The following is a 21,826-nucleotide window of genomic DNA, read 5'->3' on the forward strand; positions in this document are numbered from 1 at the left end:
CGCCCACGCGTTGGGTACCCTGTTAGGTATATGCCGAGTATCTAACAAAGGATTCACTATGCCCTGCAATCAATTCCCGTCGAGCCAGCGCCGTAAAGCGTGGGGCCGCATCACCATCCTATTCGCGCTCATCGCGCTGGCGATCACCGTGCTTCCCACGGCGTCGTTCGCCGGCACGGACACCGCAGGCAATGTACTTGCGACCGACAATGACGCCAATCCGTCCGGCGTCGATGGTGACCTGTACTGGGCCGGCCAGGCCCTCAACTTGGACGATGCCTCCATCGGCCGCGATATTATCGCGGCGGGCGAGAGCCTATCGATTCGCGACTGCACCGTAGGCGGCGCCATTCGCCTGGCGGCGCGCACCATCGACATCGCCAAGACCACGGTTGATGGCAGTGTGACGGTAGCCGGTCAGCATGTCGTGCTCAATTCCGACAGCACCGCCAACTGTTTCTATGCGATGGGCGAGACGGTTGCCCTGCGCGGCTCCGCCAGGTCGGCAGCGCTTGCGGGCGACACGGTAACCATCGATGGCACCGTCGATGGCGATGTCGAGGTTTGGGCCGACAAGCTCATCCTGGGCAAGAACGCCCACATCACCGGCACCGTGAACGCGCACGTCTCCGAGGACCCCGAGCGCGCCGCGGGAGCCGAGGTCGGCGCGCTCAAGATCGACCGCACCGAAAACGAGGATACTTCCACCGTTAACGATGTCATCGGCGGCACCGTCGCCGTGGCGCTTTCCACCTGCTTTGTCGCCCTGCTACTCGAGCTCGTCTTTCCGCGCGCGACCGCCAGCGCCGCCGGCATGCTCCACCAGCGCCCCACGCCCCTGTGGGTGAGCGGTCTTCTGGGCACGATTGCTATCGTCCCCGCCGTCCTACTGCTGATTATCTCCATCGCTGGTCTATCGCTTGCCGGAGCCCTCATGTGCGGCGTTATCGGCATCGCATTGGTGTCGAACGCCTTTGCGGGGTGCGCGATCGCCCGCATGGTCGGACACAGCCAAAACCGCTACGCCATGGCAGCCGTGGGTGGCATCGCCGCAGGCGCCCTCACAGGGCTTCCCCTCGTAGGCGGCTTCATCAGCGGTGTGGCCTTTGTCTTTATGCTCGGCTACATCATCCAGATCATCTGGCGCAACGCCCGCCTCAAGTCGCAGCAGCCGACTAACACGCCGGGACTCCCCACCGCTTAGCAGCTAACTGCCACAAAGATGCCAAGCACCTTTGTGGCGGCGCAAACGAACCTGCCCCCTGAACCAAAAAGGGCGCCGACCATCGCGGTCGACGCCCTTTCTTGTTAGACGCTATAAAGCCCAGCGCTTATTTGTTGACCTGGCCGGCGCGGACGGCAGCCTTCTTGCGGTCGGTGGCGTTGAGCAGACGCTTGCGTAGGCGGATGTTCTTGGGAGTGATCTCGACCAGCTCGTCGTCGGCGATGTACTCCAGCGCCTCCTCCAGCGAGAAGGTGCGGGGCGGCACCAGCTGGACGGAGATATCGGAGGTCGAGGAACGCTGGTTGCCCAGGTTCTTGGTACGGGCGATGTTGACGACCATGTCGCCAGCCTTGCTGCGCTCGCCCACGATCATGCCCTCGTAGCACTCGGTGCCCGGCTCAACAAACAGCTGGCCGCGCTCCTGCAGCGTACCCAGAGCGTAGGCAACGGCCTTCTCGGTGGTCATGGAGATCATGGCGCCGTTCTGACGGTTGCCGATCTCGCCGGCGTAGGGACCATACTCCAGGAAGGTGTGGTAGAACACGCCCTCGCCGTGGGTGACATTCATGATGCGGTTCTTAAGACCCATGATGCCGCGGGTCGGGATCTTAAACTCGAGGTGCGTCACGATGCCCGAGGTGTCCATACTCGTCATGATGCCGCCGGAGGTACCGAAGACCTCAACGACCTTGCCCGAGTACTCGTCCGGGCACTCGACGACGGCCTGCTCGACAGGCTCCATCTTGTTGCCGTTCTCGTCCTTCTTAAACAGGACGCGGGGACGGCCGACCTGGAACTCAAAGCCCTCGCGGCGCATGGACTCCATCAGGACGGACAGGTGCAGGATGCCGCGGCCCGAGACCTCGACGCCGCTCTTGTCCTCGAGCTCCTCGATCTTCATGGTCACGTTGTTCTCGGCCTCGTTGAACAGGCGCTCCTTGAGCTGACGGGCGCCCACGATGTCGCCGTCGCGGCCGACGAGCGGGGAGGTCGAAGCCTCGAAGACGATGGACAGGGTCGGCGGGTCGATCTCGATGGGCTCGAGCTCGACGGGGTTCTCGGGATCGGTGTAGACATCGCCGATATCGGTGCGGTCGATGCCCACGACAGCGGCGATGTCGCCGGCGCCGACTTCCTGGCACTCGGTGCGGCCCAGGTAGTCGAAGGTAAAGAGCTGCTTGACGGTGGCGGTAGCGCTGGAGCCGTCGTTCTTGACAACCAGGATCTGGTCGCCCTGGTGGATGGTGCCGGAGTACACGCGGCCGATGCCGATACGACCAACGAAGTTGGAGTGGTCGATGGTCACGCACTGCATGGCCAGCGGGGCGTTCTCGTCAACCTCGGGCGCGGGCATGTCGTCGATGATCATATCGAGCAGCGGATACATGTCCATGTTGCCGTCGTTGGGATCAAGGCGGGCAAAGCCATTCATAGCGCTGGCGTAGACCACGTGCTCCATGGCGAACTCAAGCTGGTCGTCGGTGGCGCCCAGGTCGGCCATAAGGTCCAGGCAGTCGTTGTAGGCCTTCTCGGGGTTAGCACCCGGACGGTCAATCTTGTTGATGACGATCATGATCTTGAGGCCGGTGTCGATAGCGTGACGCAGCACGAAGCGGGTCTGGGGCATGGGGCCCTCAAAGGCGTCGACCAGCAGCAGGGCGCCGTCGGCCATACGCAGCACGCGCTCGACCTCGCCGCCAAAGTCGGCGTGGCCCGGAGTGTCGATGACGTTGATCTTAACGTCCTTGTACTCGATAGAGATGTTCTTGGCGAGAATCGTAATGCCGCGCTCGCGCTCCTGGTCGTTAGAATCCAGGACGCGGTCCTCGACCTGCTGGTTGGCACGGAAGGCGTCCGTGGCACGCAGGAGCTTGTCGACCATCGTCGTCTTGCCGTGGTCGACGTGAGCGATGATGGCGATGTTCCTCAGATTGTCTACGCGCATGTAGTTCCCCTATCTTCTATCTATATACAACCGGCACGCGTATGCGACCCGCCCAGCAACACAACGCTCAGCGGGAATATTGAGCCTTTTACCGAAAACTCGTTTATTTTAGCGATTTTAGATTAGAGGGGTTTCCTCACCTGCAGGTTCAGGGTCGCTCCACATAAAACCATCGCCGGCGCCCACACCCTCGTACAGTACGTATGCCGAAAAGCCGCTCTCGAGCGTGGTTTCGAAGAAGCTCACGAGCAGGGCGTCATGGTAGCCGCCATCGATCTCGACACAACCGGTGTAGCCGATGGCGTAACGGGCGATGCGGCCCAGGCCCTCGTCCTTAAGGCCCATCTTGTGCTCGGAGATAAAGTTGGTGGCCGCCTCCAGGCACGCCTCTTCGCCGTCCTCGTCGAGCGCCGCCAGATATCGGTTGGAAGCAGCGTCCTCGATTGCCACGACCACGCCCGGGTTCTCGCCCGCGGCCAGGTCGTCCAAGAAGGCGCCGATCAGATCGCACACCATGGCGTCGAGCTCGGCGGAGACGTTACCGGCGTCCTGCATATCCTGTGCCATCTTTAGACCTTCCCATCGAGTCCGGCGTCGTTACAGTTCCTGTGCCTCGGCGGCGATCTTAGCGGCAGCGTCGCGGGCGCGCATCATATCCATCGCGCGCTTGTCGAGCACCTTGATCTGACTAGTCAGCATTACCGCGTCGACCACACCCCAGATCACCAGGCCCGTAGAGATCGAAAACCCAAGCGCACCAACTGTACCACGAAGGCGCGAGCAGATTGCCGCGACAAGGACGGAGATGACAACCATCTTGATAAACGAGCCGCGGCGTTCACGAAGCGTGCGGGCCTGCGTCACATAGGCAATGCGAGCCGCCTCGGATGCCTCCGAGCGCATCTGGGCTTCACGCGCGATAGCCGCCGCCTCGGCAGACATGCCGCCGGCCATCAGCGAACGCTCCGCAACCTGGCCGCCCCGCATTTAGAAATCATCGGGGGAGAGCGTATGGACGAACTCGTCGAACTTCTCGAACTCCTGCTCGTCGTCAACTTCCTCGGCATGGGTAGAAACAGTGCCCAAGCGATTCATGATGTCATCCTCCACAAACATGGGAGCATTGCTGCGCACGGCAAGGGCAATGGCATCACTGGGGCGGGCGTCGATCTTGCGCTCGTCGCCATCGACCAGCACAACGATCGTCGCGTAGAACACCGGCGGCTCGGCGCGAACGATCTCGATGCGCTCGAGCTTGGCGCCCAGGGCGCTAACAGTATCGAGCAGCAGGTCATGGGTAATCGGGCGCTCGGCGCGGCCACTATCGATGCCACGGCTAATGGCAGCAGCCTCAAACGAACCAGTCTGAATGGAAAGGGAACGCAACGGCGCGGGCGAGTCCGATTTACTGCAGCGCTCGCGAAGCACGATAAGCGATGGCACGGGACCGGCGGCCATGACGATGGTCTCTATGTCGACACGAACCATGGAACACCTCCGGTACGTAGCGGTTAACACGCGGCAGGGTTGCCGCATTGAATAGCTATACTACCCAATCTTTCGCACAGCACACAAAACCAAAATGAGATTTATCGCAGACAAGAAAAAAGCCCCGAGGCAACGCCTCAGGGCTCTTCACAGTTTTGATGGTGGACCTGACAAGATTCGAACTTGTGACCTCCCGGTTATCAGCCGGACGCTCTAACCAACTGAGCTACAGGTCCATCATGGTGGAGGTTAGGGGGATCGAACCCCTGACCTCAGGCTTGCAAAGCCCGCGCTCTCCCAGCTGAGCTAAACCCCCACGGAGACAGTAATAAACACCCCAGCGGCGACTCGGCTCTCGCTGGGGTGTTTATTGCGAAAGAAAGTGGTGGACCTGACAAGATTCGAACTTGTGACCTCCCGGTTATCAGCCGGACGCTCTAACCAACTGAGCTACAGGTCCATCGCGCAAGGGATATATTAGACGAGTCGTTACGCGCGCGTCAACAACTTTTTTGAAAATCTTTGGGAGGGGTGGTCGCTGGGCTGGCGAGATGGTTTTGGTTTGCTGCTCGGACAGTCCTGCGCAAGACGAAGGCCACATTAAGTGGCCTTCTTTGCGTGCGGAACTCGCGACAAACCAAAACCACCTCGCCAGCCCAGCGACCATGGGGTCCCAAGGTTTTCAAAAAAGCGGTCGGCGCGCAGTGCGCCGACCGCCGATATATGGGGTCTGATATTTTCTACCAGCTAGGGCCTCTTACTCGTCTAGGAGATCTTCTGGCATGTCGTTGCCGTCGCCTAGATCGACAGGGGTTTCTTCGGGGGCAGAGCCGTTTTCCGTGGCTTCGCCTTCGGGCTTCTCTTTGGCGGCCGTCATGCGGGCCACGGCGCAGATGCGGTCGTTGTCGTCGACGGTCATCATCTTGACGCCCTGGGTGGCGCGGCCGGTCTGGCTGATCTCGTCGGTCTTGACGCGAATGACCGTCGCGCCCTCCGTCACGATAAACAGCTCGTGCTGCGGGCCCACCGTCTTCATGGCCGCGAGGTTACCCTTACGCTCGGTCATTTGAATGGTGTAGACGCCCTGACCGCCGCGATTCTGCTCCGGGTAGTCCGCGACCGGCGTGCGCTTGCCGTAGCCGCGCTCGGTGATGACGAACAGATCGCCGTTGCCGTTAGTGACTTCCATGCCCAGAACGCTCACGCCGTCCTTCATACTAATACCGCGAACGCCGCTGGTATCGCGGCCGGTGGCGCGCACCTGCTCCTCGGAGAACATGATCGCCTTGCCCGCGGTGGTGGCCAGGATAATCTTGTCGCCCTCGCGCACGCGGCGCACGTTCAGCAGCGCGTCGTCGTCACGCAGGTTGATAGCGATCAGGCCGTCGCGACGGCTGCGGTCATATGCGCTCATCACGGTCTTCTTGACCATGCCGCTCTTGGTGGCAAACATCAGGTACTCGTCGGCTGGGAACTCGCGGCAGCTGATGACGCTCGCGATCTTCTCGCCCTCCTCGAAGGGCAGCAGGTTGACGATCGCGGTACCGCGCGCCTGGCGCGTACCCACCGGCAGCTCGTGCACCTTCAGGCGATAGACCTTGCCCTTGCTCGAGAAGAACAGCACGTACTCGTGCGTGGACGCGATGAACATCTCGTCGATGACGTCGTCCTCTTTGAGGTTGACGCCCGACACGCCCTTGCCACCGCGCTTTTGGGCACGGTAGGCGGCCACCGGGATACGCTTAACGTAGCCGGTGTGGGTGATGGTCACGACCATATCCTCGTCGGCGATGAGGTCCTCGACATCCAGGTCCTTCTCAACCTGGCTGATCTCGGTGCGGCGCTTGTCGCCGAACTTCTTGGAGATCTCGCGCATCTCTTCCTTGATGACGCCCAGGATCTTCTCCTCGTGCGCCAGCAGGTCCTCGTAGTAGGCGATGGCGCGGCGCAGGCCGTCCAACTCTTCTTGGATCTTGTCGCGCTCCAGGCCGGTCAGGCGGCGCAGCTTCATCTCGAGGATGGCCGTGGTCTGCTCGGGCGTAAAGCCAAAGCGTTCGATCAGTCGGCTGCTGGCCTCGGAGTCGGTCTGCGAGGAGCGGATGATGCTAATGACCTCGTCGATATGGTCAAGGGCCATCAGGTAGCCCTCGAGGATATGCGCGCGGGCCTGGGCCTTCTTAAGGTCGAAGCGGGTGCGGCGGGTGACGACGTCGACCTGGTGGTCGATGTAGTGCTGCAGCATCTCGCGCAGGCTCAGGCATTTGGGAACGCCGTTGACGAGTGCCAGGTTGTTGGCGCCAAAGGTCGTCTGCAGCGAGGTGTACTTATACAGGTTGTTGAGCACGACCTGCGGAATGACGCCCTTCTTGAGCTCGATGACCAGACGGATGCCCTTCTGGTTGGACTCATCGCGCATATCCGAGATGCCCTCAATGCGCTTGTCGTTGACGAGTTGGGCGATCTTCTCCTGCAGGGTGCCCTTGTTGACCATGTAGGGAATCTCGGTAAAGACCAGGCGGCTGCGGCCGGTCTTGGTGGACTCCACATGTGCCTTGGCACGCACGGTAATGGAGCCGCGGCCGGTCTCGTAGCTCTGCTTAATGCCGGCGCTGCCCATGATGATGGCGCCGGTGGGGAAGTCCGGACCGGGCATGATCTGCATGAGCTCGTCGACGGTGGCGTCGGGGTTGTCGATCAGGTAGCAGGTGGCCTCGATCGCCTCGGTGAGGTTATGCGGGGCGATGTTGGTGGCCATGCCGACGGCGATGCCCTGGCTGCCGTTGACCAGCAGGTTGGGGAAGCGCGCAGGCAGTGCCACGGGCTCGGCGAGCGATTCGTCGTAGTTGGGCTGCCAGTCGACGGTATCCTTCTGCAAGTCACGCAGCAGTTCCATGGCGGGCTTGGCCAGGCGGCTCTCGGTGTAACGCATGGCCGCCGCGCCGTCGCCGTCGATGTTGCCGAAGTTGCCGTGACCGTCGATGAGCGGCGTGCGCATGGAGAACCACTGCGCCAGGCGGACCATGGCCTGGTAGACCGCAAAGTCACCGTGCGGGTGGTACTTACCGATAACTTCGCCGACCGTCCAGGCCGACTTTTTGTGTGGGCGGTTGGGGTAGATGCCGCTCTCGTTCATCGCGTACAGGATGCGGCGGTGTACCGGCTTTAAGCCGTCGCGCACGTCCGGCAGGGCACGCGCTGTGATAACCGACATCGAATACTCGATGAACGACTGCTTCATCTCGCGACCGAACTCCGAAATCTGGAGCTGGCCGCCGTTGATGTCCTCGCCGGCCGAGGCGCCACGATCGACTTCGCCAAAGCTCTCCTCGAGCTCACCGTCGTCGTCCTCTTCCTCATCATCATCGGCATCGGGGTTATAGGCGTCCGGATCGCCGTCCTCGCCCTGCTCAGCACGGGCAAGCAGGCGCTTCAGATCATCGGGCATACCGGCATCGCCGGCCTCGCCCATACCCTCGTTGTTGTTGATATCGTCTGCCACGTTACCTCCTCTTAAGCGTCAAGGAATCGTGCATCATGTGCATGCTTCTCGATGTACTCGCGGCGATAGCCGACCTCGGAACCCATCAGCTCGCGCACGGCGCGGTCCGCCACCACGGCGTCCTCGATCGACACACGCTGCAGAATGCGGGTCTTTGGGTCCATCGTCGTCGAGGCAAGCTGTTTGGGGTCCATCTCGCCCAGGCCCTTGTAGCGCTGGACGGTATAGCCCTTGCGCTTTTTGGTGATCTTGCCGTCCTTGGCCTTGCCGTCCTCGTCGTTATCATCGGGGTTCAGGCCCAGACTCTGGATGGTATCGCGCAGGATCTCGTCTTCGGGCTGGCGGCCGTTGGGATACACGTAGTGGATCTTGTTGCGCACCTTAATGCCAAAGATGGGCGGGCAGGCAACATAGACGTAGCCGGCATCGATCAGCGGACGCATGTACTTGTAGAAGAACGTCAGCAGCAGGATGCGGATATGCGCGCCGTCGACGTCTGCATCGGTCATGATGATGATCTTGTGGTAGCGCGCCTTGGTGATATCGAAATCGCCGCCGTCGCCGGCACTCGTCGTGACGCCACAGCCGATCGCGGTAATCAGCGACTGGATGGTGTCACTCGAGAACGCGCGATGGTCACCAACGCGCTCGACGTTCAAAATCTTGCCGCGCAGGGGCAGAATCGCCTGGATGTCTCGGCGACGGCCGTCCTTGGCCGAACCGCCTGCCGAGTCGCCCTCTACGATGAAGAGCTCGGTCAGCTCGGCATCGCGCACCGAGCAGTCGGCGAGCTTACCGGGCAGGGACGCCGTCTCGAGCAGGCTCTTGCGGCGGGTCGCCTCGCGCGCCTTGCGGGCGGCATTGCGCGCCTTGCAGGCCTGCTGCGCCTTCTTGACGATCTCGCGAGCGGGCTTAGGGTGCTCCTCGAGGTAATCGGCAAGGCCGTCGGTCACGATCTTGAGCGTCAGCGCGCGCATATAGGAGCTGCCGAGCTTGGCCTTGGTCTGGCCCTCAAACTGCGGATCGGGCAGCTTGACCGAGATAACGGCCGAAAGGCCCTCGCGCACATCGTCGCCGGTCAGATTGGCGTCTTTTTCCTTGAGCAGGTTCTGCTTGCGCGCATAGTCGTTGATCACGCGGGTGAGCGCGGTGCGGAAGCCCTCAAGGTGCATGCCGCCCTCGGGGGTGTAGATGTCGTTGGCAAACGACATGACGTTCTCGCCGTAGCCGCTATTCCACTGCAGGGAAACCTCAACCTCGCCCATCTTGGCCACAGGTGCGTCCGGGTCCGATTTGCCCTCGATGTAGATAGGCTCCTTAAAGGCCTCGGGGACGTCCTTGCCCTCGTTAAGGAACTTGACGAAGTCGATGATGCCGCCCTCGTAGCAAAACTCCTCCACGTGGGGAGTAGACTCGCGCTCGTCAGTCAGCACGATTTTGAGGTTCTTATTGAGGAACGCCGTCTCCTGCAGACGGTTGTGCAGCGTATCGAAATCGTAAATGCAGGTCTCGAAGATCTCGTCGTCGGGCCAGAAGGTGACGGTGGTGCCCGTCGAATCCGAGGTGCCCACGACCTCCATCTTCTTAACGGTCTTGCCGCGCGAGAACTCCATCTCGTAGGTGTTGCCGTCGCGACGAACCTGAACGACCACGCGCTTGGACAGTGCGTTGACGACGGAGATGCCAACGCCGTGCAGGCCGCCCGAAACCTTATAGGCCGAGTTATCGAACTTACCGCCGGCGTGCAAGATCGTCATGACGACCTCGAGCGTCGGGATCTTTTTAACAGGGTGCTCGTCGACGGGGATGCCGCGCCCGTTGTCGACGACCGTGATGGAGTTGTCGGCGTGGACCGTCACCTGGATCTCGGTGCAGAAACCGGCCATGGCCTCGTCGACGGAGTTGTCAACGATCTCCCACACCAGGTGATGCAGACCGCTGGCGCTCGTCGAGCCGATATACATGCCCGGGCGCTTACGAACGGCCTCGAGACCTTCGAGAATCTTAATCTCGCCGCCATCGTAATCGTTTTCGTTTGCCACACGTCCTCCTTCAGTCAAGAAAATGTGTACAGCCTTACTAGTTTATCGTAAAAAAATACCCTCAGGAACGAGGGTATTTGGCTCTACAAGGCCACCAGATGCGATTTAAGGCTCTTTTTTGCTTTCTACGCCCTTGGCCCACTCGGCACTGGCTCTCATGGCATTCTCGAGGGCCTCGCGCAGTTTTTGGTCTTCGATGGGCGCCACTTGGCGCTCAATCTCGGTGCATTCGGCCTCACTTAGGTCGGCGTGCGGGGCCGGCGGGCGCTCGGTCGTCGCCGGGCGCAGGCGCTGCTTGGCGGCGGGCGGCGTGTGACCCGGCGCGGTGGTTTTGAACACCAGGCCGTCCACATGCGCACCGGCGCGCTCCATGCGCGCGCGGATGATCTCGCGCAACAGCGTCATTTCCTGCGTCCACGAGGGCGAATCGAGATATACCAGCAGCTCATTGGACTCGGGCAGGTAGCGCAAGCCCGTCACATGCCGCCCCTCGCGCGTGCCCGAGCACACCGCGTTCCACGCGCGATAGACCGCGCGCGACTCCTCGGCAGCCTCCATCTGCGCGCGGCGCTCAGGTGTCGCGGCCGCCAGGATGCGCTGACGCTCTGCGTTCAAAAATCCACTGAAGGCAACCGTTTCGCTCTCGCGCTCGTAATTAGCACGTCTCACCCATGCTCACCACCTTGGCTCGATCAAGCAGGTCATCGGTAAAATACCCCAGGTTGGTCGTGGTTATGACCGTCTGGATATCATCGCCGATCAGCCGCAGAAAAGCACCGCGGCGTTCGCCGTCGAGTTCGCTCATCACGTCGTCCAAAAGCAGCAACGGGGCGGTGCCCAGGACATCGCGAGCCACGGCCACCTCCGCCACCTTCCAGGCCAGAACCAACGTTCGCTGCTGACCTTGGCTGGCAAATGAACGGGCGGAGCGACCCGCCACGGTAAACTCAATCTCATCGCGATGCGGTCCCACCAACGTCACGCCGCGGCGAATTTCCTCGTCGGCGTGCTCATCAAGGGCAGTCAGCATGCGCTCGTACGCCCAGCCCTTCAGCTCTTCGCGATCATCGACCTGGGGCAAATCCCCCAGCGTGGACGTATAGGTCACGTTGGCAGCCTCACCGGATGCCACTTGCCCGTAGGCAGTGTGCACATGGCCCGCCAGCCGGTCGAGCAGGGCCAACCGGTGCACAAGCAGGGCCGAGCCCGCGCGGGCAATCGAATCGTTCCACGCGCCGAGCATCTCGCGACAGCACCAGGTCTCCTTGAGCAGGGCGTTACGCTGGGTCACGCAGCGTCCATAGGTGCTCGCAAGATCGGCATAACGTGCGCTCAGCTGCATGCCAAAGTCATCGAGGGCGGCGCGGCGCACACTGGCGCCTCGCTTAACCATGTCCAGATGGTCGGGGCAAAACAGCACGCTCGGCAGAGCCCCGCGCACACCGGCGGCAGAGCACCTCTTGCCGTTGCGGCTAAACGAGCGCTTACCGTCCTCCACGCTCAATCCCATATCAAGCACGCGGCCGTCGCCCTCGAGCCTCAGCTCGACCTTGCACGAGCCCACGCCATCATGGACGAGCTCGGCTGCGGTCGGATGCCTAAACGAGGCGCCGCTCGTCAGCAGCTGCAGCGCCTCTATGAGATTGGTCTTTCCCGCCGCGTTGGGTCCCGCAAGTATCGTCACGCCCTCGTCCAGGGCAAGGCGATAACTATCGAAGCTGCGGTAGTGCGCGACGGAAAGATCGCGGGCGAACATGGTCATAGGGCGGTTGCTAGATGCGGACCGGCATAACCAGGTACAGGTAGTTGATCTTGTCGTAGGACTTGAAGATGCCCGCCTGCGAGTAGCTCTTGAGCTCCAGCGTGATCTCCTTCTCCTTGGACAGGGCATTGAGGCAGCCAAAGATGTAGTGGTAGTTGAAGGCGATGATGCCCGACTCGCCCTCGGCCTCGACATCGATCGTCTCCTGCGCAAGGTCCTGGTCATTGGAAATGGAGGACAGGCCCATCTGCCCGTTCTCGACATCGATCTCGAACTTGACGGCGGGGTTGGCGCTCGCGATAACGGCCACGCGCTTGAGGGCGGCGTTAAAGGCGGCGACGTCGATCTTGACGCTCGTCACGCACGAATCGGGGATGAGCTGCTTGTAGTTGGGGTACATGCCCTCGATACGGCGCGACACGTAGGTGGTGTTGCCGGCCTCGAAGACGACCTGGGTGTCGGTAGCCCCGATCATGATGGTCGCCTGGCTGGCCATGATGTTCAGCGCGTCGTTAAAGGCGTCGGCCGGAACGTTGAGTTCAAAGGAGCCCTCGAGAGTCGAGGTCTCGACCTGCGTATCGCACACGGCCAAGCGGAAGGAATCGGTCGCCACCAGGCGCACGGTGTTGTTCTCGACCTTCATGTGCACGCCACCCAGAATGGGGCGGGCCTTGTCGGTCGAGGTGACGCGCCACACGCGGCCGACCATTTCGGACAAGATATCGGTCGGCAGCTCCACGGCACTCTCGATGGCATAGGCCGGAAACTCGGGGAAGTCATTGACATCGAGCGTGTTCAGGCGGAAAGAGCTCTTCTCGCAACCAATCAGCACCTGGCGCTCGGACAGCTCAAAGGTGACCGGGGCATCGGGGAGGGTCTTGGTGATATTGGAGAGCATCTTACAGGGGATAACCATCTCACCCTCTTCTTCGACATGCGCCGCGATGCGATGACGGATCGAGATGGTGTAGTTAGAGGTCTGGAATTCCAAGATGCCGTCTTGCGCCTTGACGAGCACGCCCGACAGGATGGGAAGGGTGGACGCCGAAGCGACACCCTTCATAACGACGCCGATGGCTTGTGTAAGCGAGCTCTGGCTGACGGTGAACTTCATCTTTTAATACCTTTCTTTAGATATAAATATCTTAATAATAGTAATAGCACTGACGAAACTGTTGATTACTCCCAAAGACGCAGGTCAGACCCAGAAAGAGAATCGACAGCAACCTGTGTGCAACGGGGGTGGTTTTCCACGTTCAAAACCTGCGCAAAACTTTTCACCACCGCGGGTTGGGTTTTAGACACCTTATGCCCATGGTTTCGACAAGTTTTCAACAGGTGTCTCTATTTCCCTACGAGCGCAGTGTAATTTTATCGCGCAGCGATTTGAGGTCTTCGGTGACGGTACGGTCTTCCTGGATCATCTTCTGGACCTTTTTGTAGCTCGTGCTGACGGTCGAGTGGTTGCGGTTGCCAAATTCGGCGCCCACCGCCGTGGTCGTCATCTCGCACATCTCGATGGCCAGGTAGATAGCGATATGGCGTGCTTTGGCGATATTGGCGTTGCGACGCGGGCCGATGAGCTCCTCGTGCGTCACGCCGTACTGCTCTTCGATGACGGACTGAACCGTCTGGACGTTGATCTTTTTGGCCGATGTGTCGAAGTACTGGCTGGCGATGGCGTCGATATCGTCAAAGGTGAGCTCCCCGCCCTCGCGCTCGCGGTCGCCCGCCTCGCCGGCGCAGCGCTCGCAAAAGCTCTCGAGTTCGCGGATGTTGGTGCCCGAGACCTCGGCCATGTGTTTAAAGTGCTCGTCGGTCAGGTGTCCGCCGTCGCCCCCATAGGCCGCCAGCAGCGAGTCGTCGCCTGCCTCGGGAGCGGCGACGATGGTGTTCTCGTAATAGCGCTGCAAGATCTTGTATTTCATCTCGTAGCTGGGCTCTGCGACCAGGCAGAGCATGCCGGCGTTGAAGCGGCTGGTCAGACGCTCGTCCATGCTCAGGTCCTTGGGGGCGCGGTCTGCCGCGATGACGACCTTCTTGTTGTTGCGGATGAACTCGTCCATGAGCTGGAAAAAGTAGTCCACGCTCGCGCGCTTGCCGATGATGTTTTGGATGTCATCGATGATGAGCACGTCCACGCCGTGGTACGCCTGCATGATGGGGGCGTTGCTCTTCTTTTGGCGGTCGAACTCGGTCATCAGGTCGTCCAGATATGCCTGGGAGTTTGCATACTTGACCTTGATCTCGGGCGACTTCTCGGCGAGCTCGTTTTTGATGGCAAGCAGCAGGTGCGTCTTGCCCAGGCCCGATTTGCCGTAGATGAACAGTGATGTGCACGTGCCGCGCTCGTCCGCGAGGGCGGCAAACTTGAGTGCCGAGCGATAGGCATGGCTGTTTTCGGGGCCGTAGACAAAGTTCTCAAAGGTAAATTTTGAGTTCGCGGCGAGCGGGGCTCCATCCGTATTCTGCTCGGCCGGCACGGTCGGCGCCGGTATGGGTGAAGCGGGGGTCGCAGCTTGCGTGGATTTAGTCGGCGCTCCGCCCTTCATCTGGTTCATCATGCGACGAAAATCATCGGCCGAGAGCGTGTTCTTGATTGCAATGCCCGAATCCGCGCCCGCCGCTGCGTCGTGAGCGATAGGCATGTGCGTGACGGGTGCGTTCGTTGACGTCGCCGCCGCGGTCGGCAACGGTGCCATGGTTTCACGGGAAACATCGCTGTGCTGGTGCTCGATTGTCGGCGCGTCGCCTGCGGAGGCCAGTGCCGCCGGGGAAGCGGCGGGAGCCGTGGCAGGCGCCGTCGCGGCAGCGGATTCCGTTGCGGCGCCTTGCGGTGCCACGATGTCGAGCGCGATCGGTGCAAAGGCGATTTCTTCCAGATAGGCCTCAATAGTCGGCTGATGCTTTTTGAGCTGCGCGATGGCAAAGCGCGAGGGGGCCTCGATCGTGAGCGTATCTTCGGTCAGGCTTATGGCGCGCGATTGCCCCAGCATGTTGATGAGGCGTGCATCTTGGCCGTCGCGCTGGCAAAAGGCGATGGCATCCCCCAGGATGATGCTTGCTTCCTCGTCCACTGTCTCTCCCGTTCTTTAGCTCTGAGCTCGCACGCGAGCGGCGCCGAGTTCGGTCAGATGGTATTTCTGGCCATGCTTGATGACCAAGCCGGCCTGCGCCAAGTCATTGAGCGTGCGTGACCAAGTGGGGGCCGAGTTTCCAAACGCCCTCGCCAGATCGGTTGCACCGCACGCTTGATTTTGCGCCAGATAGCCCAGCGCGGCGTTGCCGCGATCGCTTACGAACACGTCCGGTTGTGGCTGCGCATGCTGATTTGCTGCATTAGGATACATCATTTGAGCTGCTGGTTGTTGAGAACTCTGCATCGGTGGCATTTGCTGTTGAAAACTTTGAGGCCACTGTTGGTAAGGCTGCGGAGGCATCTGCTGGGCCCAGGGGTTGTACTGCTGCTGCGGCATCTGCTGGTACGGCTGCTGATATCCTTGCTGGTACTGCTGCGGGAACTGCTGGCCGTACCCCAGTGGCGGCATCTGCTGATATGGATATCCTTGTTGGTACGGCTGATAGCCCATTTGCTGGCCACCCGGTGCGCCCGTCGCCTGCTGCATTGCTGCTGCATCCTGATCCGCCAGCGGCACGGCCTCTGGCATGTTTGGCGGCATCGATGTCGCCTGGGGCTCTTGTGTGGGAAGCATTCCGGGCTGCTGCATCTGCCTCACGGGGGGCTGCATCTGCTGCGTTGCCATGGGCTGCTGCGCAAAAGCTCCCGGCAGGGGATATGTGGGCTGCTCCGTCTCGGGCCGCACGGCAGCACCGCGTCCACCGGCGCGCTCGATTTCCTGCACGCGTTTAGGGTCCAGGCTTACCGTAACCACGGTACCGCTACCCATGTTGTCCTCGATGGATACGGCACCGCCGGCGTTTTCCAAATACTCCTGCACCATGGGAAACCCTGCTCCGGTTCCACGGATATAGCGCTTCATCTTGCTGTTTGCACTGGTAACGCCAAAGTCGAAAGCGCGTTCCTTGTCGTCGATGCCGGGTCCTTGGTCAGCAAAGCGGATGGTGTCTCCGCCGTCCAGAATCGAGATGATGGGCTCTGCAAAGTGTGCGTGGATAAAGTTTTCGACAATCTCGCGGATGACCATGAGCGAGATATGGCCACCTTGTTCTTTCATGCACTGGTAGACGGTGTTGGTCGTCTCTTCCAAATACGTGCGGACATCTTGCGGATCAATGACGATCACCCGCGGTGTCGACAGCATGTCGTCATAGACGGCGATGCGCGCGGCGTACATGGCTTTTGGCGCCTGCGTGGTCGTCTGCTCGCCTTCCGCACGCTCTTCGCGCACGCCGGTGATGTGCTCGTTGTCGGGTGCCGGGTCTCCGGAATCGACCATGGTGTAAAAGTCGTCAGACATGCCGCTCGCAATCTTTCAAAAGGTTTCGAACAAATAGTAGCTCACCGTGCAACGTTTCTCATCTTTCGACAACTTTTCAAAACTTGTTGAAAACTTTGGAAAACGGGCGAAAAGTTTTCAACATTGCCAACATGACCTGTTGAAAACTCGATGAAATATCGTGAAAGGTTGCCATGAGGCGCAAATTTCGGTTGTGCTTATGGGGGAACCGTGTGAACTGCGCAACCTTTTACCTTTGATTTCTTGACATTTGAACATTGATTTCCCTACAATCTTCAAGCTCACGTGTCTATATCTGCGTCCGCGTCCCCGCGGACACTCGAAATGCAGCAGGAGGAACTTAAGATGAAGCGTACGTATCAGCCTAATAAGCGTAAGCGTGCCAAGACCCATGGCTTCCGTGCCCGTATGGCCACTAAGGGTGGTCGTGCCGTGCTCGCCCGTCGTCGCGCCAAGGGCCGCAAGCGTCTCACTGTCTAGCAGCGATACACACATCTCGCATGAAGACTATTAAGTCTCGGCAAGATTTCGAGCATGTGTTCAGTCAGGGGCGTCGTTTCAATCACCCTCTGATTCGAATGACCATATGTGAATCGGTTGGCGAAGGCGACTCCGGAAGGGTCGCCTTCGTTGGTGCTAAGCGACTCGGTTGTGCCGTCGTGCGCAACCGATCTAAGCGTGTGATGCGCGAGGCCGCCCGCAGCTGCGGATTTCCCGTTGCGGGTTATGACATCATCTTGTTTGCAACTCCCAAGACGAGGGTTTCCTCGCCGCAGGAGATGGACAAGGCGTTGCGTTCGCTTATGAAGCGCGCCGGCGTTGCCGGGGAGGAGCGATGAGCAATCACGTTTTGCGACGTGTTGCCATCGCTCCTATTCGCATATATCAACAGGTTATTTCGCCCTTATTGCCTGACGCCTGCATTTATTACCCAACGTGCTCGCAATACGCCATCCAGGCGATTGAGAAGCACGGTGTTTTGAGAGGCTGCTGGCTTGCCGTGAGGCGCATCGCTCGCTGCAATCCCCTGCACGTCGGCGGTTATGACCCTGTGCCCTAGCGGGCACTCGCTATCGGAGGAAAACTTACATGTGGGATTGGATCGTTAACATCCTTTTCGAGCTGCTCAAGCTCATCCAGACCTTTGCGGTCGACTGGGGCCTGTCCATCATCATTCTGGTGGTCATCATCCGTCTGCTGCTGACGCCGCTTATGCTCAAGTCGACCAAGTCGACGGCTCGCATGCAGGTGCTGCAGCCCAAGATGCTCGAGATCCAGGAGCGCTATGCCGACGATCCTCAGCGCCAGGCCGAGGAGATGCAGAAGTTCTACAGCGAGAACAAGTTCAACCCGATGGCTGGTTGTTTGCCGCTGCTGATTCAGATGCCTATCCTGTTCGCCCTGTTTACGTTGCTGCGCAACCTGCCGCAGTACTTTAACGACGGCACGTTCTCGTTCTTCAACATCCTGCCCGACCTGACCACCACGCCGAGCGCTTCCTTTGCCGATGGCTTTATGGTTGCGCTGCCTGCGCTGGTCTGCCTGATTCTGTTCGCCGTCCTGACCCTGATTCCGCAGCTCTATATGTCGCGCAACCAGACCGGCCAGCAGGCTCAGAGCATGCGTATGATGGCTGTTGTCATGACGGTCATGATGCTTTGGATGGGCTGGAGCCTTCCCGTTGGTGTTCTGCTGTACTACGACGTCTCGTCTGCTTGGCAGGTTATCCAGCAGATTTTTGTGACGCAGAAGGTTATCGAGAAGGCCAAGGCCGATGAGGAGGAGCGTCTTAAGAACGCGCCGCTGCAGGTTGAGGTCACTCGTCGAGAGAAGAAGCCGCGCCCGCACAAGAAGAAGTAGTGGGATATCAATCTTATTTAGGTACCTAACTTTTGGAGTACGTTATGTCTGAAGAGATCATCGAGGATATGCTTGAGGAGGTTGCCCCGCAGGTCGCGGGCGATTATCCCGAGATTGCACAGCGCTACAAGGCTGGTGAAGAGCTGACCGATGAGGAGCTCGACACCATTGCCGATGTTGCGATTTCCATCCTGCGTTCCATCCTTTCGCACTTCGATGCCGCCAACTCTCCTATCGATGAGTATGAGGGTGACGAGGGTGAGCTGATTCTGGATGTAACGGCTCCCGATCTTGCTGTTCTCATTGGCCGTCATGGTCGCACCCTTGATGCCCTTCAGGTTATGTTCTCTTTGCTGGTGAGCCGCAAGCTTGGCTTTAGGTATCCGGTTGTAGTGGACGTCGAGGGATACAAGAGCCGCCGTCAGGACAAGGTTGCCTCCATGGCTCAGTCTGCTGCCGAGCGCGCCATCCGCACTCACAAGAGTGTTTCGCTTCCGCCCATGAATGCCTACGAGCGCCGACTGGTTCACATTGCACTTCGTGGCAATGATGCGGTCGATACTCATTCTGAGGGTTCTGACCCTGATCGCCATGTAGTGATTGTTGCTCGATAATCTACTCGAGCTTATGCTAAGGGGACGTGGTTTCCACGTCCCCTTTTTTTGTCAAAAGTTCTCGATACACTGATTTTTGTCAGAAAGGAGCTTTCGTTGTTAGTACTTACTGATCAGCAGGCTGACGAGATGTTGTGTCGTCTAACTTCCTATTGCAAAGAGTATTCCTTGAGCGTAACTGATGTTGAGCTGAGGAAATGTATTCAGCATTTGGATTTGGTTCTGGAAATAAATAAGACAACCAATCTCACCCGTATTCTTAACGTAGAAGATGCTGCAGTACTTCATATCCTTGACTCACTTGTTTTGCTCCCTTATATCAATAAGGCTCCTGAGGGAGCTTTGCTCGATATGGGAACAGGTGCGGGCTTCCCTGGTATTCCATTAACTATAACCACGCATCGTAAAGCAACTTATATTGACTCTGTTGGCAAGAAGGTTGATGCAGTCAATTCCTTTGTCCATGCTCTTGGATTGAAACATGCTCATGCGGTCCATGATCGTCTTGAAGAATATGCTCGAAGCCATAAGAAGCAGTTCTCCGTTGTAACCGCCCGCGCACTGGCCCCTTTACCGATTCTTGTTGAGTATGCGGCTCCGTACCTGAAGGATGGAGGGCTATTTGTTATCACCAAGGGCAATCCTTCGGATGAGGAGCTTGCTTCCGGCATGTCAGCAGCTAAGATTTGCGGCTTCACTTTGCTTCTGAATGACGCAATTGATTTGCCTGAAGGCTTGGGTCACAGGGAGTTCATTGTTCTTAAGAAGAGTCATTCAGCATCCGTTTCATTGCCTCGTGCAAATGGCATGGCAAAGAAGAATCCGCTTGCCTAGATGTTTCACGTGAAACATAATGGATACTAACAGCTTGCAGTGTTTCACGTGAAACATAGCAGTTGCTATCGATTCGGAATGTTTCACGTGAAACATCCTCCGTTTGACAGCTTTAATACACACCAGGAGGGACCGTGGGATTTCGCGACGTTAAGCGTTCTAAGAGCGCAAAAGACACGCGTATCATTGCAATCATCAATCAAAAAGGCGGCGTCGGTAAGTCAACGACGGCTGTAAACCTTGCAGCAGCACTGGGTGAGCAGGGTCGTAAGACACTGATTGTCGATTTTGATCCGCAGGGAAACAGCACCAGTGGATTCGGAATTGAAAAAGAAGACCTTGATCACTGCATCTATGATGCATTGTTGAATGATGTGCCGGCAGAATCGCTTGTTCTTGATACAAATTGCAAAAAGGTATTCGTAATTCCGGCTACAATTCAGCTTGCAGGCGCGGAAATTGAACTCGTAAGCGCAATTGCTCGTGAAACCCGTCTCAAAGATTTGCTTGAGCCGATTCAGGACGAGTTCGATTTTATTTTCATTGACTGCCCTCCTTCGCTCGGCCTGCTTACTATCAACGCTTTGACCGCAGCAGACAGCGTTTTGATTCCGATCCAGTGCGAGTATTACGCACTCGAGGGCGTTACGAAGCTGCTTGAGTCAATGAAGATGGTCAAATCTCGTCTGAACAAGGGCTTAGACACCTACGGTGTGCTTATGACCATGTATGACTCGCGTACTTCTCTATCGAATCAGGTTGTTGAGGAGGTTCAATCGTACTTTGGTGATAAGGCATTTAAGACGTTGATCCCCCGTACGGTTAAAATCTCCGAAGCTCCGTCTTTTGGGGAACCGGTAATTACCTATGCACCTCAAAATAAGGGTGCAAAAGCATATATGAACCTTGCACAAGAGGTGATCAAGCGTGCCTAGTGTAAAGAAACGTGGCGGATTGGGACGTGGACTCAATGCTTTGGTCTCAGAGGCCGAGTATGAGACCGGTGGTTCGGCTGCATCGGCTTCGAATGCCGCATCTGAAACAAAACTACCTATTGAGGATATCGTTCCCAACCCTAATCAGCCGCGAATTCACTTTAACGAAACTGAACTTCGTGAGTTGAGCGAATCAATCCAAGAACATGGCGTCTTGCAGCCGCTTTTGGTTCGCAAGCATGGAAACGGCTATGAGATCATCGCTGGTGAGCGTCGTTACCAAGCGTCAAAGCTTGCTGGTCTTGAGGAGCTGCCTGTCATCATTAAAGATGTTAATGATGAAGAGATGCTGGCTCTTGCTCTGATCGAAAACCTTCAGCGTTCTGATCTGAATCCCGTCGAAGAGGCTAAGGGCTATCGCCAGCTTATCGATGCCAGCGGTATGACCCAGGAGGCATTGTCGAAGGCAGTCAGCAAGTCACGCTCTGCAATTACAAACTCGCTGCGCCTTCTCGATCTCCCTGAAGTTGTTCAGCAGATGATTTTTGAGGGCAAACTTACTGCTGGTCATGCACGTGCGATTCTTGCGGTTCCCTATGAGGAAGCTCGAATTCGACTTGCAGAGAAGGTTGTTGCAGAGGGCCTTTCCGTAAGAGCGACAGAAAATCTTGCTCCGTTGTTTTCTGCCGGAGAGACACCTAAGACGCCGAGGCCTGCAACGCCTCAGTCTTTTAAAAAGGCTGCCCGCGTGCTTCGTCAGGTTTTTAATACCAACGTGCGTGTTAAGAGCTCGCGTGGAAAGAATAAGATTGAGATTGAGTTTAAAGACGAGGAAGAGCTCTCTCGTATTCTTGGCGAAATGATTCAGTTTGATCAAGGAGGCCAAGATGAGGAATAGGATTTTAACTGCGATTGCATTGGCGACGACTGTCGCGGCTGGTGCCTTTGCTGGCTATAAGATCGCGACAGACGATGAACTTCGAGGTCGTTTGCTTCGTAGTGCGCAAGATATTGTCGATACATCCAAGAAGAAAATGGATGTTATGACAGAAGATGTTGCCATGCGTACGGCTCAGGTAACGAAGAATCCCAAGATTAATCAAGGTTGGGTTAGTAACCAATGGGAAAATGTAGGCTATTAGGTACCTAACAATTACTTAGCATATTTTGAGGGGTCCTTGTC

At 58.3% G+C, this 21,826-nt stretch carries 21 protein-coding genes and 3 tRNA genes; 10 read left to right on the plus strand and 14 right to left on the minus strand.

Going from position 1 to position 21,826, the window contains the following annotated elements:
• Positions 1-58 precede the first annotated feature (58 nt).
• Entirely contained in the window at positions 59-1,204 is a 1,146-nt protein-coding gene (locus tag PGW49_RS04885; protein WP_270225757.1) for a bactofilin family protein, read from the plus strand.
• A 127-nt stretch (positions 1,205-1,331) separates the two neighbouring features.
• Here the strand turns inward: PGW49_RS04885 and typA are convergent, their stop codons facing one another.
• From typA to PGW49_RS04955, 14 genes are all read right to left on the minus strand, one after another.
• Positions 1,332-3,170, minus strand: a complete 1,839-nt coding sequence (gene typA, locus PGW49_RS04890) for a translational GTPase TypA (RefSeq protein WP_006235837.1) — start codon at positions 3,168-3,170, stop codon at positions 1,332-1,334.
• Between the two features lie 117 nt (positions 3,171-3,287).
• Complete coding sequence (locus tag PGW49_RS04895; RefSeq protein ID WP_035136509.1) at positions 3,288-3,737, minus strand: hypothetical protein; 450 nt, start codon at positions 3,735-3,737, stop codon at positions 3,288-3,290.
• 30 nt (positions 3,738-3,767) lie between these two features.
• Entirely contained in the window at positions 3,768-4,157 is a 390-nt protein-coding gene (locus PGW49_RS04900; protein WP_161115599.1) for a hypothetical protein, read from the minus strand.
• A complete protein-coding gene (locus tag PGW49_RS04905) occupies positions 4,158-4,658 on the minus strand; it encodes a bifunctional nuclease family protein (RefSeq protein WP_035136508.1) in 501 nt (166 codons plus the stop codon).
• A 159-nt stretch (positions 4,659-4,817) separates the two neighbouring features.
• Positions 4,818-4,894 (minus strand) — tRNA-Ile (locus PGW49_RS04910).
• 4 nt (positions 4,895-4,898) lie between these two features.
• Positions 4,899-4,974 (minus strand) — tRNA-Ala (locus tag PGW49_RS04915).
• A gap of 67 nt (positions 4,975-5,041) precedes the next feature.
• A tRNA-Ile gene (locus tag PGW49_RS04920) sits at positions 5,042-5,118 on the minus strand.
• Positions 5,119-5,415: 297 nt separating this feature from the next.
• Positions 5,416-8,127: a DNA gyrase subunit A gene (gyrA, locus tag PGW49_RS04925; protein WP_270225778.1), complete on the minus strand. Its 2,712-nt coding sequence runs from the start codon at positions 8,125-8,127 to the stop codon at positions 5,416-5,418.
• A 41-nt stretch (positions 8,128-8,168) separates the two neighbouring features.
• Positions 8,169-10,199: a DNA topoisomerase (ATP-hydrolyzing) subunit B gene (gene gyrB, locus PGW49_RS04930; protein WP_022094340.1), complete on the minus strand. Its 2,031-nt coding sequence runs from the start codon at positions 10,197-10,199 to the stop codon at positions 8,169-8,171.
• A gap of 105 nt (positions 10,200-10,304) precedes the next feature.
• Positions 10,305-10,868 carry a DciA family protein gene (locus PGW49_RS04935; protein ID WP_052043969.1) on the minus strand — a complete coding sequence of 188 codons (564 nt, stop codon included), beginning with the start codon at positions 10,866-10,868 and terminating at the stop codon, positions 10,305-10,307.
• Positions 10,855-11,961: a DNA replication/repair protein RecF gene (gene recF, locus PGW49_RS04940; protein WP_270225759.1), complete on the minus strand. Its 1,107-nt coding sequence runs from the start codon at positions 11,959-11,961 to the stop codon at positions 10,855-10,857. Before recF ends, PGW49_RS04935 begins: the two co-directional genes overlap by 14 nt.
• Positions 11,962-11,971: 10 nt before the next feature.
• Entirely contained in the window at positions 11,972-13,075 is a 1,104-nt protein-coding gene (gene dnaN / locus PGW49_RS04945) for a DNA polymerase III subunit beta (RefSeq protein ID WP_270225760.1), read from the minus strand.
• Between the two features lie 238 nt (positions 13,076-13,313).
• Positions 13,314-15,038 (minus strand): DnaA ATPase domain-containing protein, encoded by a 1,725-nt coding sequence (locus tag PGW49_RS04950; RefSeq protein WP_333494007.1) that lies wholly within the window; start codon positions 15,036-15,038, stop codon positions 13,314-13,316.
• Between the two features lie 15 nt (positions 15,039-15,053).
• Positions 15,054-16,400, minus strand: a complete 1,347-nt coding sequence (locus tag PGW49_RS04955) for an ATP-binding protein (protein ID WP_270225761.1) — start codon at positions 16,398-16,400, stop codon at positions 15,054-15,056.
• Between the two features lie 345 nt (positions 16,401-16,745).
• Between PGW49_RS04955 and rpmH the strand changes: the two genes are divergently transcribed.
• From rpmH to PGW49_RS05000, 9 genes are all read left to right on the plus strand, one after another.
• Positions 16,746-16,880: a 50S ribosomal protein L34 gene (rpmH, locus tag PGW49_RS04960; RefSeq protein WP_019127408.1), complete on the plus strand. Its 135-nt coding sequence runs from the start codon at positions 16,746-16,748 to the stop codon at positions 16,878-16,880.
• A 20-nt stretch (positions 16,881-16,900) separates the two neighbouring features.
• Positions 16,901-17,239: a ribonuclease P protein component gene (rnpA, locus tag PGW49_RS04965; RefSeq protein WP_006236191.1), complete on the plus strand. Its 339-nt coding sequence runs from the start codon at positions 16,901-16,903 to the stop codon at positions 17,237-17,239.
• Positions 17,236-17,460, plus strand: a complete 225-nt coding sequence (yidD, locus tag PGW49_RS04970; protein ID WP_082222962.1) for a membrane protein insertion efficiency factor YidD — start codon at positions 17,236-17,238, stop codon at positions 17,458-17,460. Before rnpA ends, yidD begins: the two co-directional genes overlap by 4 nt.
• 29 nt (positions 17,461-17,489) lie before the next feature.
• Positions 17,490-18,260, plus strand: a complete 771-nt coding sequence (locus PGW49_RS04975; RefSeq protein WP_270225763.1) for a YidC/Oxa1 family membrane protein insertase — start codon at positions 17,490-17,492, stop codon at positions 18,258-18,260.
• A 44-nt stretch (positions 18,261-18,304) separates the two neighbouring features.
• Entirely contained in the window at positions 18,305-18,874 is a 570-nt protein-coding gene (locus PGW49_RS04980) for a Jag family protein (RefSeq protein WP_022093802.1), read from the plus strand.
• 168 nt (positions 18,875-19,042) lie between these two features.
• Positions 19,043-19,708: a 16S rRNA (guanine(527)-N(7))-methyltransferase RsmG gene (gene rsmG, locus PGW49_RS04985; RefSeq protein ID WP_270225764.1), complete on the plus strand. Its 666-nt coding sequence runs from the start codon at positions 19,043-19,045 to the stop codon at positions 19,706-19,708.
• Between the two features lie 134 nt (positions 19,709-19,842).
• Positions 19,843-20,643: a ParA family protein gene (locus PGW49_RS04990; RefSeq protein WP_270225765.1), complete on the plus strand. Its 801-nt coding sequence runs from the start codon at positions 19,843-19,845 to the stop codon at positions 20,641-20,643.
• Positions 20,636-21,541 carry a ParB/RepB/Spo0J family partition protein gene (locus PGW49_RS04995; RefSeq protein ID WP_270225766.1) on the plus strand — a complete coding sequence of 302 codons (906 nt, stop codon included), beginning with the start codon at positions 20,636-20,638 and terminating at the stop codon, positions 21,539-21,541. The genes PGW49_RS04990 and PGW49_RS04995 overlap by 8 nt, the downstream gene beginning before the upstream one ends.
• Positions 21,531-21,785 carry a hypothetical protein gene (locus PGW49_RS05000; RefSeq protein ID WP_149926478.1) on the plus strand — a complete coding sequence of 85 codons (255 nt, stop codon included), beginning with the start codon at positions 21,531-21,533 and terminating at the stop codon, positions 21,783-21,785. The genes PGW49_RS04995 and PGW49_RS05000 overlap by 11 nt, the downstream gene beginning before the upstream one ends.
• Positions 21,786-21,826 lie beyond the last annotated feature (41 nt).

It is taken from the genome of Collinsella aerofaciens (assembly GCF_027679495.1).
Classification (GTDB): Bacteria; Actinomycetota; Coriobacteriia; order Coriobacteriales; family Coriobacteriaceae; genus Collinsella; species Collinsella aerofaciens_AK.

Bases quoted from the DNA above. Each gene is read 5' to 3' on its own strand.
- PGW49_RS05000 (WP_149926478.1), top strand. From the start codon at position 21,531: ATGAGGAATAGGATTTTAACTGCGATTGCATTGGCGACGACTGTCGCG.
- PGW49_RS04975 (WP_270225763.1), top strand. From the start codon at position 17,490: ATGTGGGATTGGATCGTTAACATCCTTTTCGAGCTGCTCAAGCTCATC.
- PGW49_RS04900 (WP_161115599.1), bottom strand. From the start codon at position 4,157: ATGCGGGGCGGCCAGGTTGCGGAGCGTTCGCTGATGGCCGGCGGCATG.
- PGW49_RS04955 (WP_270225761.1), bottom strand. From the start codon at position 16,400: ATGTCTGACGACTTTTACACCATGGTCGATTCCGGAGACCCGGCACCC.
- PGW49_RS04895 (WP_035136509.1), bottom strand. From the start codon at position 3,737: ATGGCACAGGATATGCAGGACGCCGGTAACGTCTCCGCCGAGCTCGAC.
- dnaN (WP_270225760.1), bottom strand. From the start codon at position 13,075: ATGAAGTTCACCGTCAGCCAGAGCTCGCTTACACAAGCCATCGGCGTC.
- recF (WP_270225759.1), bottom strand. From the start codon at position 11,961: ATGACCATGTTCGCCCGCGATCTTTCCGTCGCGCACTACCGCAGCTTC.
- yidD (WP_082222962.1), top strand. From the start codon at position 17,236: ATGAGCAATCACGTTTTGCGACGTGTTGCCATCGCTCCTATTCGCATA.
- PGW49_RS04980 (WP_022093802.1), top strand. From the start codon at position 18,305: ATGTCTGAAGAGATCATCGAGGATATGCTTGAGGAGGTTGCCCCGCAG.
- PGW49_RS04885 (WP_270225757.1), top strand. From the start codon at position 59: ATGCCCTGCAATCAATTCCCGTCGAGCCAGCGCCGTAAAGCGTGGGGC.
- PGW49_RS04905 (WP_035136508.1), bottom strand. From the start codon at position 4,658: ATGGTTCGTGTCGACATAGAGACCATCGTCATGGCCGCCGGTCCCGTG.
- rpmH (WP_019127408.1), top strand. From the start codon at position 16,746: ATGAAGCGTACGTATCAGCCTAATAAGCGTAAGCGTGCCAAGACCCAT.
- rnpA (WP_006236191.1), top strand. From the start codon at position 16,901: ATGAAGACTATTAAGTCTCGGCAAGATTTCGAGCATGTGTTCAGTCAG.
- gyrA (WP_270225778.1), bottom strand. From the start codon at position 8,127: ATGGGCGAGGCCGGCGATGCCGGTATGCCCGATGATCTGAAGCGCCTG.
- typA (WP_006235837.1), bottom strand. From the start codon at position 3,170: ATGCGCGTAGACAATCTGAGGAACATCGCCATCATCGCTCACGTCGAC.